Source organism: Streptomyces sp. NPDC032091 (assembly GCF_055580265.1).
In genome coordinates this window covers 1-15,347 of record NZ_JBVILR010000002.1, presented here as the reverse complement: position 1 = coordinate 15,347, position 15,347 = coordinate 1, and the positions used below count along the sequence as shown (strand labels likewise).

Annotated in this window: 10 protein-coding genes and 1 pseudogene; 7 read left to right on the top strand and 4 right to left on the bottom strand. The window is 68.5% G+C overall.

All coding sequences use genetic code 11. The features are described 5' to 3' along the window. The first annotated feature begins 197 nt into the window (after positions 1–197). From ACZ5NJ_RS02915 to ACZ5NJ_RS02905, 3 genes are all read left to right on the top strand, one after another. Complete coding sequence (locus ACZ5NJ_RS02915; RefSeq protein ID WP_468762044.1) at positions 198–4,262, top strand: polymorphic toxin-type HINT domain-containing protein; 4,065 nt, start codon at positions 198–200, stop codon at positions 4,260–4,262. 976 nt (positions 4,263–5,238) lie between these two features. Next, positions 5,239–5,493, top strand: a complete 255-nt coding sequence (locus ACZ5NJ_RS02910) for a hypothetical protein (RefSeq protein ID WP_468762042.1) — start codon at positions 5,239–5,241, stop codon at positions 5,491–5,493. Between the two features lie 6 nt (positions 5,494–5,499). After that, on the top strand, positions 5,500–5,754 hold the full coding sequence (locus ACZ5NJ_RS02905) for a DUF4913 domain-containing protein (RefSeq protein ID WP_468763125.1): 255 nt from the start codon (positions 5,500–5,502) through the stop codon (positions 5,752–5,754). 43 nt (positions 5,755–5,797) lie between these two features. Here the strand turns inward: ACZ5NJ_RS02905 and ACZ5NJ_RS02900 are convergent, their stop codons facing one another. The 3 genes from ACZ5NJ_RS02900 to ACZ5NJ_RS02890 form a co-directional block, all read right to left on the bottom strand. Further along, a complete protein-coding gene (locus ACZ5NJ_RS02900) occupies positions 5,798–7,645 on the bottom strand; it encodes a pentapeptide repeat-containing protein (RefSeq protein WP_468762040.1) in 1,848 nt (615 codons plus the stop codon). A gap of 366 nt (positions 7,646–8,011) precedes the next feature. Further along, positions 8,012–9,064, bottom strand: coding sequence for a high-affinity branched-chain amino acid ABC transporter substrate-binding protein (locus ACZ5NJ_RS02895; RefSeq protein WP_468762038.1), 1,053 nt, complete (start codon positions 9,062–9,064; stop codon positions 8,012–8,014). A gap of 295 nt (positions 9,065–9,359) precedes the next feature. Next, a complete protein-coding gene (locus ACZ5NJ_RS02890; RefSeq protein ID WP_468762036.1) occupies positions 9,360–10,262 on the bottom strand; it encodes a DUF6233 domain-containing protein in 903 nt (300 codons plus the stop codon). Positions 10,263–10,563: 301 nt separating this feature from the next. Between ACZ5NJ_RS02890 and ACZ5NJ_RS02885 the strand changes: the two are divergent. From ACZ5NJ_RS02885 to ACZ5NJ_RS02870, 4 genes and pseudogenes are all read left to right on the top strand, one after another. After that, positions 10,564–11,130: pseudogene (locus ACZ5NJ_RS02885) on the top strand (thiol:disulfide interchange protein DsbA/DsbL); the annotation flags it as partial. A 246-nt stretch (positions 11,131–11,376) separates the two neighbouring features. Continuing rightward, positions 11,377–11,772 carry an ATP-dependent DNA ligase gene (locus ACZ5NJ_RS02880; protein WP_468762033.1) on the top strand — a complete coding sequence of 132 codons (396 nt, stop codon included), beginning with the start codon at positions 11,377–11,379 and terminating at the stop codon, positions 11,770–11,772. Positions 11,773–11,820: 48 nt separating this feature from the next. Then, positions 11,821–12,264 carry a hypothetical protein gene (locus ACZ5NJ_RS02875; protein ID WP_468762031.1) on the top strand — a complete coding sequence of 148 codons (444 nt, stop codon included), beginning with the start codon at positions 11,821–11,823 and terminating at the stop codon, positions 12,262–12,264. A 1,327-nt stretch (positions 12,265–13,591) separates the two neighbouring features. Beyond that, positions 13,592–14,338: a hypothetical protein gene (locus ACZ5NJ_RS02870; RefSeq protein ID WP_468762029.1), complete on the top strand. Its 747-nt coding sequence runs from the start codon at positions 13,592–13,594 to the stop codon at positions 14,336–14,338. Between the two features lie 170 nt (positions 14,339–14,508). Here the strand turns inward: ACZ5NJ_RS02870 and ACZ5NJ_RS02865 are convergent, their stop codons facing one another. After that, positions 14,509–15,003 (bottom strand): GNAT family N-acetyltransferase, encoded by a 495-nt coding sequence (locus ACZ5NJ_RS02865; protein WP_468762027.1) that lies wholly within the window; start codon positions 15,001–15,003, stop codon positions 14,509–14,511. Between the last annotated feature and the right edge of the window lie 344 nt (positions 15,004–15,347).

Below are 15,347 nucleotides of genomic sequence, written 5' to 3'. Positions count from 1 at the left end.
ACTCTATTGACGTGTCCGATGATCAGAGTCGCGAACTGCTGTCTTCGGCCTGGGGAAGCCGCATCAAGGAAGCCGGCGGAGCGCGCCCGTGCACGCAGACAGGAAGCAACGACGCTACCGACCCCTTCCCGAATTGAGGAGCGGGTCGGCCTGACCGTGCGCACGCAGACCTCACACCATCACAGGGGGAACGTCCCGTGCGTCACAACCCAGTGCGGCCCGGCAGAGCCCGGGGGAGGGGAACCGCGACGGCCTTCAAGGCCGCACGCGGCCTGCTTCCTCTGGTCCTGCTGGCCGGACTTGTTTCCGCTGCCCCGGCAGCGGCCGATGACCCTTCCAGCCCACCGCTGACACTTCGCCAGCAGGTACTTCAGCAGTGGAAGTCCGGCGGTCCGGCCGTCAAGTCCGCTGCCGGCCAAGCCCTGGTCGGCACGGACGAGCAACTCCGCGCCTACCTGGAGAACGGCCAGAAGATCGCCGAAGAGCTCGACCTCCGCGAGGCCGCGCTCAAGCTCGTCAGCGACGCCGGCCCCGGCCTGCGGGAAGCAGCGCAGCGAGCGCTGGACGGCACACCCGCAGACCTTGCGGCCTTCATGAAGGACGGCTGGAAGGCACCACTGGCCGAAGACGAGCGCGTCCAGGCCGCGATGATCGCCGAGGGCGGCGGTGCCGGCCTGAGAGAAGCCGGCGATGCCGCGATGCGCGGCTCGATCGACGACGTCCGTGCCTTCCTGACGGAAGGGCAGCACAAGCAACGCGACGACGACGCACGAGTGCGCGTCGCGCAGCTGGAAGCCAATGGCGGACCGGCCACCAAGCGGGCAGCTGCCGCAGCTCTCAAGGGCACGATCGAGGACATCCGTGACTTCCTGACCTACGGGCAATACATCGCAGCCGCTCAGGACCAGGAACACGCCACCGTCACCGACCTGGCCAAGCAGACCGAAGAGGCCGGCGCCGCAGCGGACAAGGCCAAGAAGAGCGCCATCGAGCAGGCCAGCAAGGCCAAGGAAGCGGCACGCCTGGCCAAGGCCGAGTCGGCCAAGGCCGCCGCCGAAACCAAGGCAGCGCAGAACGACGCGGTCAGGGCCGCGGACGCCTCCCGCCGGGCGGCCGAGTCCGCCCGCCGCGCCGCCTCCGCCGCCCAGGCAGCCATTGCCTCGGCCCGGGCTGCCAACGCGGCCGCCCAGACTGCCGCCATCGCCGCGTACAACGCGTCCAACGCCGCCATGCAGGCTTCCCGGTCCGCAACCCAAGCCTGGAACGCAGCCGCTTCAGGCAAGGTCAACGAGCGAGTCGCCGCCGATGCGGACAAGACCGCCGCGGCGGCGGAGAAGATCGCCAACCTCACCGACGCCCTCGAAGGCGTTCTACGAGCCACCACCACCGCTCTACAGGCCTCGCTGGACGCGATCGCCGACATGAACGCAGCTGCGGGCAGCGCGGCGGAATCCGGGCAATGGGCTGCCAAGTCCGGCGTGAACGCCGACGAGGCCGAAGCGGCCGCAGCCTCCGCACGCCGCCACGCGGCCGAAGCGAAGCGGTCCGCCGCTGCCGCGCAGAGCCACGCCAACGCGGCTGCCTCCCAGGCCCGTGAGGCTGCTGGCGCAGCCCGGTCGGCCGCGGGACACGCACGCAGGGCTGCGGAAGCCGCTCGGCACGCTGCCGACTACGCCAACGACGCTCAGAAGGCCGCTACCCAGGCCAAGGCCAACGCCGACGAGGCACTCAAGTCCGCACAAACCGCGGATGCAGCGGTCAAGAAGGCCCAGGACGTCCAAGCGGCCGCCCGCGCGAGCGAAGCCGAAGAAGTCGCGGCCCGCACCACGACCCTGGTCAACCAGGCCCGCGACGACAAGGCCCAATACGACGCGACCCAGGCAGAGATCACCCGCCTGGGCCAGGAAGCCATCAAGCTCGACGCCGACGTCGACACCCTCGCCAAGCAAGCCACCCAGCCCGGCGCCGAGACCGTGACGGTCGCCGCGACCGGCCGCAAAATGGCCTTGACGGTCATGCAGACCCGTGGCCCCTGGAGCCGGGCCGCCGCCGAGGCAGCGCTCACTGGCGACGACGCCGCTGTGGTCGGATACGTGACCAACGGCTGGAAGAAGGCCGCAGAGCAGGACGAACGCGAACAGACCAACCAGCTCGCCAAGACGTCACCGCACGGCGACGTGCGTACGGCCGCCACCAACGCGCTTCAGGGCAGTGGTGCTCAGATCCACACCTTCCTGACCGCTGGCCAGTACCAGGCCGCAGCACCCGACAACCGCATTGAGGTCGCCCGTATCGCCGAAGCCGGCGGCACCGGCGTCAAGGAAGGAGCCAAGGCAGCCCTGGAGTCCACCGACCCCAAGGCACTGGCGCAATTCGTTCTGGTCGGCCAGTACAAGGCCCAACTTGAGGACGACCGCATCGAAGCCTCACGCCTCGCCGAAGGTGGCACCCCCGAAATCAAGGCCGCCGCAGAAGCCGCACTCGCCAGCCCCGAGACACAACTGCGCACCTTCATCGAATCCGGCCAATACCGGGCCAAGCGCCGAGACCAGCTCAACACCGCCCACATCGCACAGATCCAAGGCATCATCGCCGACGCCAGCGCAGTCGCGGCCAAGGCCTTCCAGGACGCCTACTACGCCGCCCAGGCCGCCGCCAACGCCCAGGGCTACGCCGACGAAGCAGCCCGGCACGCCAAGACCGCCAACGACTACGCCAACAAAGCCGCCGGCTACGCCAACGACGCCAACAAGTCAGCCAACAACGCCGCTGCATCCGCATCCGCGGCCGCGGCCTCCGCGACCTCGGCCCGTAACGCCGAGGCCCGCGCCGCCGCCAGCGCACAGCAAGCCACCAGCTCCGCGACCTCGGCCAGAGCCAGCGCCGACGCGGCCGCCGACTATGCGGCCAGCGCTCACCAAGCTGCCCGTGAAGCGCGCCAGTCCGCGACAAACGCGGGAGCGAGCGCCAAGGACGCGCAGGACAGGTACGACAGGACCGTCGACCGGTACATGACGGAGCAGTTCCTCAAGGCCCAGCAGGAGCGCATTAGGCAAGAAGCCGAGCAGAAGCGGACCTCCCTATACCTGTTGGGTGCCAAAGTAATCAATCACCTGGGCTGCTTCATCCTCAACAAGGGTGACATGCTTTGTCGGGGTGTTTCCCTGAATACCCAGCTTGACTTCTTGCATCTCAAGCTCGATATCATTGGGCTCGTGCCGGGGTATGGCGAGGCCGCCGACGGTGTGAACTGCGCGCTCTACACGGTGGAAGGGGCCGCCGACCATTTCATCCCCACCGGCCGGGAAGGGATGCTGCGGGATGCGGCACTCTCCTGCATTTCGATGGTTCCCATCGGCGGATGGGTGACAGCTGGAATCAAGTTCGGAAAGTGGTCTGATAAATACGGCCCAAAGGCGAGGGAAGTATTCGACGGCCTCTCCGCGCTTATCCGGAAGACCTCTAGGTGTGCCAAAAACAGTTTCCCGGCTGGCACGCGGGTACTGATGGGAGACGGCTCTGCCAAGCCCATCGAACGCGTCGAAATCGGAGACTATGTCCTGGCGGCCGACCCGGAGGACGGAACGGCCAGCTCCCGGCGGGTTGTGGAAACCATCTATACGCCGGAGGACCGGGATTTTACAGACATCGAACTCCGTGGCGGACCATCTACAGAGACTCTCACCTCCACCGACCACCACCCCTATTGGGTGCAAAGCCGAAAGCGCTGGGTGGACGCCGCCGACCTGGTGGTCGGGGACGAGCTCCGCACGCCAGTCGGATCAGCGATTCAGATCGGTAAAGTTAGCCATTGGCAGGGCCTGCAGGCCGCATACAATCTGACTGTCGCCGACCTTCACACGTATCATGTGCTGGCTGGCGAGGTGCCGGTCCTCGTACACAACACCGGATGCAGCGACATAGCTCTGGGTAAGCAGACCGTGGGCGACGACGGTGAAGCACTCGACATCTTTGGGATGGAAATCGGTGCCCTCACGTACAAGGACTGGCCTGATAGTGGAGGATCCTGGCATCGCCAGGTGGATACGTTCCTCAACGACGGTGTAACCAACATTCACGTCAGTCTTGACGGAATCGACAACCCGCGGGACTACGCCGCATCGGGGGCTAGTGTAGATCCGAAGGTAGACGATCAAGGGTTCACGCGTTGGGAAATGTGGCGTCTGAGTCAATCGCCACATGCATGGCCACGGGTCACTTGGTATCGCAAGGGAAAAAAGGTGTCGAACCCCTTTGAATGACATGCATGCTATTTGGCGAAGTGGGCGTACGTTCCATGTTTGGCGCTACGCGATCGGACACTCTCGGCTTCTTCTGAGGAGCCCGCAAGCCGAGCACGGCGGCGATCTGGCGATCGTGTGTGAAGGAGTCGAGTTTTTGAAACTAGCCCGGGTGCTCCCCGACCTGACCTTGGCAACTGCCGACGGGCCCCAGCTACAGGAAATCGACGAAGCGGGAGTTATAGGAGTCCGTCCACTACTGAAGCTGGCACTTCACTACGGCGGGAGGGTTGGTCTTCTTGCTTGCTCTAAAGTGAGGGCAGGCGTGGCCCGTCCCGAAAATGGCGGTGCCGGTTTTGAGCTTGAATCTGTTTGTTTTCAGTTGAAAGCCTGATAGTGGCATTTTCGTGCCCCCCATCGTAGCCCGCGGTGGGGGGCACCTGACCGATTTCCAAGAGATTTTGCCGCCTGCGGGCCAGTGCGGAAGTGCTCCGAAGAGAAGTTCTGCAAGGCGCCGCCGTCTGTCCGGGTCGGCGAAAACGCCGCCGGTGCTGTCGTTTCCGGCTGAAGGTCTGGTGTCGTGTGTGTGGGTTTGCGTTTGGGGACTGATTGTTCGGCTGGCTGGGGCGTCACTCCTTGGTGGGATGCGGTCCGGCGTGTCGGAATGAGGCGTGTGGCCGTGGACAGCGTTTTCGGAACGGGGACGGGCGTCTGCGGAGGGGCTGATGGTGGAACACGGTCCCGGTGGCTCTGCTGAGTGGGTAGTGCCGGCTGTTGTGTGACGGGAGGCGGCGGTCACGCGATGGCCCTCGATGGTCGCGGCGGACTCGGTTCTGTGCACGTGCGGTTGACTGCTTCGGCTTGCGATGTGTCCGAGCGGACGGTGTGGAACTGGCTGGCGGTGGCCCGGCGTGAGGGCCGGTCGTCGGCCCGGACGCCAGGGCGGGCCACGGTGACTCCCGATCTGCGTTAGCGTCGGGCGGTGTAGGGCGGGAACGTGGCAGCGGTGCACCGGGAACTGGTCGCCCAGGCCGCCTCGTTCGGTGAGCCGGGCTCGGTTCCTTGTCTGCCTCCCAGGCCCGTGAGACTGCTGGCGCAGCCCGGGCGGCCGCGGGACACGCACGCAGGGCTGCGGAAGCCGCTCGGCACGCTGCCGACGGAGTACGAGGGCGAGCTACGCGCCCTGGTCGAGTGGGTGGAGGGCATGCTCGTTCCCGGATACCTGGCCGAGGCCTCCGCCGACGCCCGCTGATGCCACCTGTGGACCGACCACCCCATCGCCATCGCCCGCCTCCATGCCCTCTGGCTGTCCTGGCAGGAGCTGACCGACCCTGCCACCTGCGGGTACACAGGCCCCAGCGTGTGGCACCGCGACCACTACGACCCATGCATGCGAGAACTCCGCGCCTCCTCAGGCCCCTTCCAGGGCTGCACCAAGGGAGAGCACCAGGTGGCCCACCGGATGCCGTCCCTGGTCCCCAGCGCATGGACCCTGCCAGCAGACAGCACGTGAGCCCCCAGGGAACCTTGACGTCCCCGGGGGCTCGCCGACCCGACTAGCGCTTCAGGCGGCTGCGGACGGCCAGGGCGGCGAGGCCGAGGAGGGCCGGTGCGGTGAGGCGGGACGCCATCTCGGTATAGGTGCCAGCGGTGGTCAGGTTCTGGCCGGAGGAGCGGAAGACCACCGAGTTGACGACCACCCGCAGGGACTTCTCGAACCGGTCGGTCGTCAGGCGTTCGCGATAGGGACCGTCCGGGTTGGCCGGGCCGGGTACGTCGGTGGTCATCGTGATGCTGCGGCCGACCACCGTGCCGGTGCTCCTCGGCTTCGGGTCGTTCTGCGGCAGGCCCCACAGCATCATCGCCAGCACGGTGACGGTCATGGCCGCCAGGAGCCAGCTAAGGGCGCGCGAGGCTCGTTGCCCGTAGCCGGACAAGGCCCAGTACGCGGTGAGCAGGCTCCGCTCGGCCCGGGGGATGTCGTCGGCGTGGCGGCGCATCTCCATCTCGCCGTAGTAGAAGTCGGCGGCACCCGGTTCGTGCTTGCCGTCCTCGAAGGCCTTGCGCAGCTGCCGGTACACCGGGGCCAGTGCGGCAGGCTCCTGCACCTCCTCCCCGGCTGGCGCGGGCGTCCAGCCGTGGGCCGCCCGGCTGCGGGCGGCCCGCCAGTGATGCTCCTCGGCCAGCGTCCGGCGCGGGGTCCAGCGCGCGGGCCGTGTCCCGCGTCGGAGCAGGCCGGCGGGGGCGGCGGCGAAGGTGTACTTGCCTTCGAGCCGGAGCTGGTCGAGGTGGACGGTTCCGGCGAGCAGGCACTCGGTGAGGTCCACGCCGGTCAGCACCACGTGCGCGGCGTCCACTCCCCGTAACGACATGATCCGCACGCCAGGGCCCGGGCGGCCGGGTCCGCCCGAGAAGCCCTGTTCGTCCACTTCCCCGCCATCCACGACGAAGGGCCGGGCTCGGGCGGTGATGCTCAGCGGGCTCTCGACGACCGCGTCGCAGAGGTCCACGGCCGCGTACCGCAGCCGCAGCGCCGCCGTAGAGGCCCACCGCGTCCGCCGGCACCGCACCGCTGCCGCCGCGGCCTCCAGCGTCATGGCGGCCCCGAACACCGCCTCGGACAGGTCCAGCGTCCCCGCGCAGACCAGCGGGCCGACCCGTGCGGAGCCCTCGAACGCCACCCCGGCGAACGACACCCGGCCGCCGGCCGTCAGCCCGCGGAGCGTGGTGGCGAGGTTGACCCTGGTCCGATCGAAGTGGCCGTCACCGCCGATGCGGGCCTGGTCGAGGGAGAGGAAGCCGCCGACCTCCATCCCTTTGAAACCCGCGTCCCGCCCGGTCCTCAGCTCGTCGAAGACAGCGCGGCCGTCCACGCGCATCCGTTCGAACGAGGCACTGCCGCCAACTTGCGCTCCCTCGAACACGGCACGCCGGCGGACCGTCATCCGTTCGAAGCAAGCGTCCCCGCCGATCCTCACCTGCCGGAAGAGGGCGCGGCCGCCGATCTCGGCCCGGTCGAAGGAGACGTTGCCGGCGATCTCGGCCCCGTCGAACAGGGCGTCGCCGTCGATCCGCACCAGGTCGAAGCGCACGGCGCCGTGGAACACCGCCTCCTCGAAACGGGCCTGGCCGATGCGCGGCCCGGCCGTGGAGGGATCCGCGAGCGCGGTGAGGAGTTCCCTGAGCAGCTCTACGGTGAAGCGGGTGCCGCGGTGGTCGAGGTCGGTGCCGGGCCGGAGTTCCGCGAGGTGGGCGGCGCGTTCGGCGTCGGGGAGGTGGGCCAGGCATACGGCGTACGGCTCTACCCGCCGGCCCCTGCACCCGGCGCCGCCCGGCGGGGCTTCGGCGCAGTGCGGCCATGACGGTACGTCCGGTGCGGTGCGGCGGTACGGGGCAGCGGTCATGTCCATGAGACGTGGCACGGCAAGCGACCGGTTGCGGTAAGGCTGTGACGCGCCCACCGGGGCCGGGGCCGAGGACCAATGACCGGGGCCGGCCCCGACGCCACGACCGGGCACCGGAGCCCTACCTCGGCTGGTACGCGTGGTGGAGACTGATTCAGTGGATTCGCTACAAGCACCCCCGTGTGGCTTTGTTCACGGGTTCCGACGGCGCCTGTTCATGACTTTGGGCGGCGGGCGCCGGAGAGCTTGTTCGATGTTCACGAGAACCGACACCACCCTGCCGCCAGAGGCGGGGCACCCGTGCAGACACCGGGTGCCCCGCAGCCGAGACGACTGCGGGGCACCCGGTGGGCCGGAGATGGACTTCTACTGGGGGGATACCTCGGACTTCGGCTTGCCGAAGTGCCACTTGTGGACGACGAACTTGAAGTCCTTGAGGTCGCCGTTCTCGTCGAAGCTCAGAGCGCCGGTCGGGGTCTTGAAGGAACCGGCGTGGATAGCTTCGGCGACCTTGTCTGGGTCTTCCGACCTCGCTGCTCGGATGCCCTGGGCGATCAGCTCGACCGCTGAGTAGGCGGGGAAGATGTAGGGACCGCCGGCGTCCTTGCCGTCGGCCTTGATCGCGTCGACGATGGCCTTGTTCTCGGGGTCCGCGTCGAACGCCTTCGGGACAGTGATCAGCAGGCCCTCGCAGGCGCCCTGCGCGATCTGCGAGAGCGAGTCGTTGGCGCATGCCTCCCCGGCCATGAACCGGGCCTTGAGCCCCTTCTCCTGGGCCTGGCGCAGGATCAGGCCGAGCTCGGGGTGGTAACCGCCCCAGTAGACGAAGTCGACGTCGTTCTGCTTCAGCTTCTGGATGATCGAGGAGAAGTCCCTGTCGCCGGCGTTGAGCCCCTCGAACACGGCCACCTTCACGCCTTTGCGTTCCAGCGTCTGCTTGACGGCAGTGGCCAGGCCCTCGCCGTACTGCTGCTTGTCGTGGAGGACCGCGACGGTCTTCGGCTTCACGTGGTCGGCGATGTAGTTGCCGGCGGTCGGTCCCTGCGCGCTGTCGAGGCCGTGCGTGCGGAAGACGAGCTTGTAGCCGCGGGCGGTGATCTCAGGGCTCGTAGCCGCAGGCGTGATCATGAGGATGCCCTCGTCCTCGTAGATGTCCGAGGCCGGCTGAGTCGGGGCTGAGGCGATGTGGCCGACGACGAACTTCACGCCGTCGTTGACGACCTTGTTGGCGACGGCGACGGCCTGCTTCGGGTCGGCGGCGTCGTCGTACTCCTTGGCCACCAACAATTTGCCGTCGACGCCACCCTTGGCGTTGATGTCCTTGATGGCCTGCTTGGCCCCGACGAACTGCATGTCGCCGTACTGGGTCACCGGGCCGGTCTTCGGACCGGCAATGCCGATCAGGATCGTGTCAGCCACTACATCTCCCCTTCTTGAGACGGATGGTCAGCCCGCTGCCGGGCGCGGGAGGCGGCTCCAGCACCGAGGGCTCTCACCGAATCCCGGTAGCAGTCCATCGCCATGATCAACCGACGATCCGGCGCCATGCCGCACACACACTGCCTTCACTCGAACGAGTCCGTGGGCGCTGTCCGGCTGGGGGCCGGTCACCTGTGCGCTGGCGCGGGACAGATCGGACGCTGTCCGTTCTCGTGAACATTTCGAATCGCCTCCAGCCCACGCTGACTCCCGAAGAGGCGTACAAGTGCTGCCCCTACTCGTGAACAGAGCCACCGTGGGTGAGGATCGGCAGCAGTGTCTCGGCGGCGTCGCATCGGGTGCAGGCGAGTGTGCCGGGTCGGCCGAGGGCGTCGAGGGCGGCCGTCGTCTTGACCGGCACGGCTCGGTGCGTCGCCAGCGGGCATCCCTCGGCGTGCACGGTGGCGGCCCGTGCGCTGGTGCGGCTGTCGAGCACCCACACCCATGGCGTCGCCGGGGCGGCCGCCGTGCCGGTGGGGTTGCGGTGGGTGGGTACCTGGTCCAGGGCGATGCCGGGGATGGGGCGCAGCTGTGCGGAGGTCACCCACGTGCTGTACTCCGAGGGCTCGACGCCGCCGCCTTCGGTGGTCTGCCACAGGGGTACGCCGATGCGGTACATCCACAGCCCGGTGTCCATCCGGAGCCGCTCGTAGAGCCGCACGCGCCCGATCTCCTGGCCGTCGGGCAGCAGAAGGGTGGTCGCTGCGGGCGGTGGCGGGGGGCCGGTCACGGTCAGGGGCGGGAAAGCCGCTCCGCCCGGGCCTGCCGGCATGCCGCGCACAGGGGGCTGGCGCCGGCGCCGTAGCGCGTGGTGGCCCGGCGGCAGCGGACGCACGGTCCGGTCGAGACCGGAGTGGGCCGCGCGGGTGCGGCCTCGATGGGGCGGCTCATGCTGCGGCCTTCCGTCCGGGGACCCTGGGGGTGCGGGCGGCGCGGACAGGTCGGCTGCGCCGGCCCGCCGGCCGGCGGGGGCGGTCCAGTAGGGGTGGGTGCGCAGGCGCGCCGGCAGGTTGAGAAGCCGGCGCCGCAGCGCGGTCGTGCCGGCCCCGGCGGGGGCCTGTGCCAGTTCGGCGTAGGTCTGCTGCCACGCCCTTTGCAGGGTGATCAGGTCCTCGGGGAAGCGGAACGGTGGTCGCACCCCCCGATGGAAACACGTGTTCGAATTCTTGCGCGAATGCCTCGCCGAACCCACAAAGCCACAGATGGGTGTCCCGTGCCATCGAAGGTTGATCTGTGCCAGCGACCATTGATCAACCGTTCGTTTGTGTCATTGAAGGTTGATCGGCCTGTTGACCTGGGCCTATGGCGAGACGGCACTCGATCCGGTCAAGTTCGTTGACGCGGCTGGCAGGTCAGGTGGGGCCGCGTCATGATCGCCAGCAGGCATCCGCCGCGTGGCGGCGGCCACCCTTGATCGCGTGAGAGATGGAGGCACCATGGCAGCGCCGACCGCTGGCAAGGAGTACGTCGAGCTTTCCACCCCGGTCCCGGTGAGCGTTCCCGGCAAGATCGAGGTGGCGCAGGTGTTCTGGTACGGCTGCCCGCACACCTATCACTTCGAAGCCTCCGTGAACCCGTGGGCGGACAAGCTTCCCAAGGACGTGGCGTTCCGCCGCGTCCCGGCGATGTTCGGCGGCCCCGGGGATGCACATGGGCAGATGTTCCTGGCGCTCGAAGCCATGGGTGTAGAGCACAAGGTCCACGCCTCCGTCTTCGACGCGATCCAGAACCGGCACGTGAGGCTGACCGAGCCCCACCAGCAGGCCGACTACCTGGCTACCCAGGGGGTGGACAAGGACAAGTACCTCGCCACCTTTAACTCTTTCGCCATCAAGGGCCAGGTGAACCAGGCCAAGGAGCTGGCCAAGAAGTACGAGGTCACGGGGACTCCCTCGATGGTGGTCAACGGCAAGTACCGCCTCGACCTCGGGACGGCCGGCGGCCCCGAGGGCGTCTTGAACGTGACCGATCACTTGATCGCCAAGGAGCGCACGGCTCAGGGGTGACATCCGATTCCCCCCGGTGAGCCCGACGGTCCACATCACGGACACCTCGGGCTCACCGCTGGCCAGGCGGCCACTGGCCTGATCAATCTTCGATGGCACACGCTCAACCTTCGCTGTCACAGGACATGGGCGAGGTGGGGCGTCGTCCTGGCCGGATTCGGTCGACCCTGGAGGGGGGAGGGGCGAGGGAGGCTCTGTGACGTTGCGACCGCCGGTTGAGCCGATGCTCGCGCAGGCCGCGAGGCGGTGCCGGGCCTGGCCGTGCTGCGGGCCGGGGTGGCCTATGAGCAGAAGCTCGACGGGCACCGCGCGATCTTGTTCACCCCGGCCGGCCTGGGCGGGCGGGTGGTGGTGCAGACCCGGCGCGGGGCGCTGGTGCAGGACCGGTGGCCGGACCTGGTGGCCGCCGCCGAGGCGCAGCTCCCCGCCGGTCTGGTCCTGGACGGTGAGCTGGTCGTCTGGGACACCGGAGAAGCCCGGTTGTCGTTCGCGGCGTTGCAGCGCCGGGCCGCCTCCCGCGCGCGCGGCGCCGCCGTCCTCGCGGCGAAGGGGCCGGCCTACTTCGTCGCCTTCGACGTGTTGCAGCTCGGCGGCCAGGAGCGCCTGACCCACCCTTACGCCGACCGCCGCGCCCTCCTGTAGCAGCTGTTCGCCGACCACGCTCTGACGGCCCCGTGGACCCTGTGCCCGATGACCACGGACCTCGCCAAGGCCCGGGAATGGCTCCGGACCTGGACTGACGTGTCCGGGGTCGAGGGAATCGTGATCAAGCCCCTGACCGGCAAATACCTCCCGGGCTATCGCGGCGGCTGGACCAAGATCAGAAGGCGCGACAGCACCGAAGCGGTCATCGGCGCGATCACCGGCACCCTGACCCACCCCCAGCTCCTGGTCCTGGGTCGCTGCGACGAGATGGGCCGGCTGCGTCCTGTCGGCCGCACGGTCCCGCTGCGCCCGGAGGTCTCCCGACAGGTCGGCGAGCACCTGACAGCAGCCGGCCCGGGGCACCCCTGGACGGTGGTGCGGTTCACCGGCGTGTTCCGCCACCCGCTGCGGTTCCAGCGGATCCGCCTGGACATGACCGCAGGCGACGTGCCGCGGTTCGGGGCGGGCCCCACGGCGGCGGCTGGCTGACCGCCGCAGCACAGGCCGCCCCGTCCTCCGGGCGGGTGAATCCGGCCCTCGCGTACGCGTAGGCGGCTTATGCGGTGTGTCCCCAACTCACGGCAACAACAGGTCTATTGACAGTTTCCAGCTGGGTTCGTCATGGTTTGCGGCGGCCCGGTTGGCGGGCTGTTCCGGTGTGCGATTGGGGTGCGTTTCGGCATGGGTGTGCGGCGTGAGAGCTCCGACGAGAGCCAGGCTGCGGGCCGGCTGCGGGCGCCGGTGGCGGCCTGGCGGTGGGCGGCCGGCTCGGGCCTGGTCCCGCCGCCGGACGCTGGCTCGGGCCGGTGGTCGCGGGCGGTGGTGGAGGCCTGCGACCCGGAGGCGGTCCGCGCAGCGCTGCGGGGGCGGGGCCCGATCGGTGCCGGGGTGGCGGCGGACCGGCTGACGGAGGCCCTGGGGGGTGCCGTTGCCGATCCTGCGGCCGAGGGTGACGGCTTCGGCGGTGCAACAGTGCGGGCCACCAATGGGTCTAGTGGTGGCCCGTGTCGGGTGGCGTCAGGGGCGCTCGCGCCTGGCCCGCTGTACGACCACCCAACCGAGGGCTTCGCTCCAAGCCCACTTGCGGGAACGAGGCCACGCCCCGACTTAAAAAGATCAGGTGACGATGATGAAATTCAGTCGCACCGGCAGAGTAGTGGCATGACTTAATTACGTCACCCCAGTAGCGATCAGGCACGCCACGGAAACCCGTACCTTGACAGCCCCTGAGAATGCAGCCGCTTGCGTGAAGGCGAGGGGCCGCCCCCGTGGAGGGGGTGGCCCTTTCCTTCGAGGCCAAGGCCGATTGGTTGTTCGACCGTGGTTCGGAGCGCTTGGGGTCCGCCGGTGCCGCCGGGAGGAGGCGCCGACGGGCCAGGTAGGGGCGGGGCGGACGGAGACACATCCGGAGGCCGCGAGCAGCGCGGCGGGGCAGGGAGCGGCGGTGCATGGCTGTCACCGTGCGGCAGCAGGGCCTGAGGCCGCCTCTGACGGCCCCGTGGCGCCCCTCGGGTGAGCACGGGTTCGAGTGCGGCCGCTCAGGCGGGCGATCTTCTGTCTGTCCGTGCATGAAGACAGGGCCTCTGGTGCAGCTCGGGGTTGTCGAGACCTTGAGCACACAGCACACCAGGAGGCCCTACCGACGGCATGAAGCCCGGCACCTCCACCGCAGAGCCGACACAACACCTCGTCTCTGCCGCCGAAACACCGACCCTATGCCTGACCAGCGCAAATGCACCCGTCACTCTCGGAAGGACAGTGGCTTGTAACTGGCCTGGACAGGAATCGTGGCAGAAGTCTGGTCTAGGTTTGGCCTGTGAACCACAGCAACCTCACGGCCGGGGCGCCCCGCGAGCCTGACGTGCCGCCCTACCAGATAGTCCTGGCGGAGACTGATTGGGGTTCGCTTCAGACGGCTTTCGGGAACGGTGAGTGCCTTCCCGAAGTCCTGGCACGGTTGCTGGAGCCTGATCCCAAGGTGCAGGTCACCGCTTTGTCGGAGCTGGGTGAGCTGGTCGGCCACCAGAACACCATCTACGAAGCCACCGCCCCCGTCGCCCTGTATGTCGCCGCCATCCTCACCCACCCGGCGGCCATGACCCTCCGGCCGTATCGCAACGTTCCCATCCGCGCGACGTTGTTGAACTGGTTGGCTTCCACGGTCGACAACGCTTCTGACGTGGTTGTCGACCGCACCGAGCAGTACTCCCCTGGCTTCCTCACCCCCGGCACCATCGTGGCGGCCTTCCGGGACCTGCGCCCGATGCTTTATCGAGCCGTGGCGCCCTTCCTGCAGGACAGTCACGAGGACGTGCGCGACGCCGCCAGCCTCGCTGCGCTCATCCTCGCCGAACACTCCGCGCTCGCCCAGCACCGCGGTCACCTCGCCGTGCACGCGCGCCGCATCCTGGACACCAGCAGCGACGACCCTAACCGGCGCGTTGCCTGGAAGGCCCTCGAAGCATGGGGCCATGACGTCACCGACATCGAACCTTTCCAGGAGAAGCCCTGGGACTGTGGGCCACACAGCGATGGCCGCGGCAATCTCGAACCTCCCTTCTGACTGATAAGCGAACGGCCCACCGGCCCAAGGATGTGCGGCCGAGGCATGGCGTGGGCTCGCCACCCGCTACGACAAGACGCCGCAGAGCTGCCTCGCTGGACTCCACCTGCGCGGCCCGGTGATCTGGCTCCGCAGCCTGAATCCCACATGATCGCTACTGGCGATGGACTTCAGAGTCCGAGCTTGAACCCGTCATGGCTGCGGATGAAGCCGAGTCCGGCGTAGAAGCGGTGCGCGTCCTCGCGCTGCTTGTTGCTCGTCAGCTGGACCAGTCCGCAGCCACGCTCGCGTGCCCGCGTAATCGCACGTTCCATCAAGATCCGGCCCAGCCCGCCGCCTCGCCGGTCCGCGCGGATCCGCACCGCCTCGATCAGGAGCCGCTCGGCGCCTCCCTGGCCGAGCCCGGGGATGTACGTCGCCTGCAGGCAGCCCACCACCGTCCCGCCCTCACCCTGACCTTCGGCGTCCTCAACCAGGACCAGCATCTCGTTGCGCGGGTCCGCGTCGATCTCCGCGAAGGCGTCCTCGTACGCCTCTGTGACCGTGACCGTCGCCGGGTCCACCACCCGCTCCTCATCGGCAAGCAGGGCGAGCACCACCGGCAGGTCGGTGCGGGTTGCGAGGCGCAACGTAAGAACGGGGGCGGGAACAGGCTCAGCGAACATGCGCAGACCCTAACCGGCTCCACGCATGAAGCTGTCAACCACCCCGCCGCCTGCTCACGACCTCAGACAGCCCCTAGGGCCTGTCGTCAAACTCCCGTCTGCCCCGCGACGCCTGGCACGTGCTCTCGCCGCACCGGGCGAAAGCCAAGTACGTCCAGTACGCGGGCTTCCGCCCGGTGCACCGAGAGCACGCACCAGACGCCGCGGGGCCGCCCTCCGGGCGACGACGGGAGTTTGACGACAGGCCCTAGACGAGTAAGTCCGAAGTCCTGGTCAGTGGTCGTAGGCGATCAGTGATCGTGTGATCGGTGTTCCGGTGGCCCGGTTGTGCCAGATCGCGGCGG

Bases quoted from the DNA above. Each gene is read 5' to 3' on its own strand.
- ACZ5NJ_RS02865 (WP_468762027.1), bottom strand. From the start codon at position 15,003: ATGTTCGCTGAGCCTGTTCCCGCCCCCGTTCTTACGTTGCGCCTCGCA.
- ACZ5NJ_RS02875 (WP_468762031.1), top strand. From the start codon at position 11,821: ATGACCACGGACCTCGCCAAGGCCCGGGAATGGCTCCGGACCTGGACT.
- ACZ5NJ_RS02900 (WP_468762040.1), bottom strand. From the start codon at position 7,645: ATGACCGCTGCCCCGTACCGCCGCACCGCACCGGACGTACCGTCATGG.